Source organism: Leisingera sp. F5 (assembly GCF_001593695.1).
The window spans coordinates 1-1406 of the sequence record NZ_LUKH01000964.1 but is presented as its reverse complement, the minus strand read 5'-3'; the positions used below and the strand labels follow the sequence as shown (position 1 = coordinate 1406).

At 64.9% G+C, this 1406-nt stretch carries 2 protein-coding genes; both read right to left on the bottom strand.

Annotated features, from left to right (window positions below; genetic code table 11):
* Positions 1-125 precede the first annotated feature (125 nt).
* Entirely contained in the window at positions 126-773 is a 648-nt protein-coding gene (locus A2I95_RS37900) for a protein-L-isoaspartate(D-aspartate) O-methyltransferase (protein WP_027258457.1), read from the bottom strand.
* On the bottom strand, positions 770-1406 hold a 637-nt coding region (locus tag A2I95_RS37895; protein WP_291737577.1), incomplete at its 5' end, for a 5'/3'-nucleotidase SurE. The genes A2I95_RS37895 and A2I95_RS37900, both read right to left, overlap by 4 nt.

Sequence of the window (1406 nt, the reverse complement as noted above, 5' to 3'; positions counted from 1 at the left end):
CGGGTGGGGGTGGTCCGGGTCATTTTGCTCTCCTCAAAACACGCTTCCCCTTTTTCGCGGGGGTTCGCTCGCGTCAATCACTATAGCCCATGCCGTCCGGGGGGCGGCTGAAATCCGCCGGTAGTCTACGTGTCCTTGCCCAATCCCTCAAGCAGCGGAACAAACCGCACCGGGCGCAGCTCGTCATAATCCAGCCCGTCTTCGGTTTTGCGCACCCGGATCAGGGTCTGGACATGGTCGGACTGCCCCACCGGCAGCACCATGATGCCGCCGGTCTTGAGCTGCGCTAGCAGGGGGCTTGGCGGATCTTCGGCGGCGGCGGTCACGATGATGCGGTCAAACGGCGCCTGTTCGCTCAGGCCGTGGCTGCCGTCGCCGACCAGCGAGGTCACATTGGAGAGCTGCAGCTGCTCAAACACAGCCCGCGCCTCGCGCACCAGCCTTGCGTGGCGGTCGATTGTATAGACCCGGCGTGCCAGTTTCGACAGGATTGCCGCCTGATAGCCCGAGCCGGTGCCGACCTCCAGCACCGTGTCGCGCGGGGAGATCTGCAGCGCCTGGGTCATCATGCCGACCACGGACGGCTGCGAGATAGTCTGGCCGCAGGCAATCGGCAGCGGCACGTCTTCATAGGCGCGTTCGGCAAAGATGCCGCGCACGAACATGCCGCGGTCGATCTGCTCGATCGCTTCCAGCACTTGGCTGTGCGTCACCCCGCGCGAGCGCACAGAGTAGAGGAATTGCATTTTGGTTTCGGGATCCGGTCCGCTCATTCAATTGCCTTCAGCGCGCCCAGTGCATCGCGCGCGGTCAGGTCGGCACGCATCGGGGTGACAGAGATATAGCCGCCGAGATTGACCGCGGCGTCTGAACCGGCGGTGGTCTCAACCTGCTGGTTGCCGCCCCGGATCCACAGGTAGCGGCGGCCGGTGGGCGAGAGTTGTTCTTCCGCGGAAAAATGGCTGCCGCGGCGGAATCCTTGCGTGGCCACGCGGGTGCCCTTGACGCCTGTTGCCGGGACCGGCGGAAAGTTGATGTTGTAAAACAGCCGGTAGTCCTGCTGGTCCAGCGGCTGGGCGGCCAGAATCCTTTTCACCAGGGCAGCGCCGTGCACGGCGGCGGCCTCGAACGGGTTTGCGGTCTCGCGGTTGGCAGGGCCGTAATACTGTGACAGCGCCATTGCCGGGATGCCCTGCAACGCGGCCTCCATCGCGCCGCCCAGCGTGCCGGAGTACAGCGCGTTCTCAGCCGAATTGTTGCCGCGGTTTACACCGGACAAAACCAGATCGGGTTTTGCGCCCTGCATCACCACATGAATGCCCGCCAGCACGCAGTCGGCAGGGGAGCCTTCGGCGGCAAAGCGGTGGTCGCCCAATTGGCTCAGCATGGTGGGGCGGGTGTAGCTG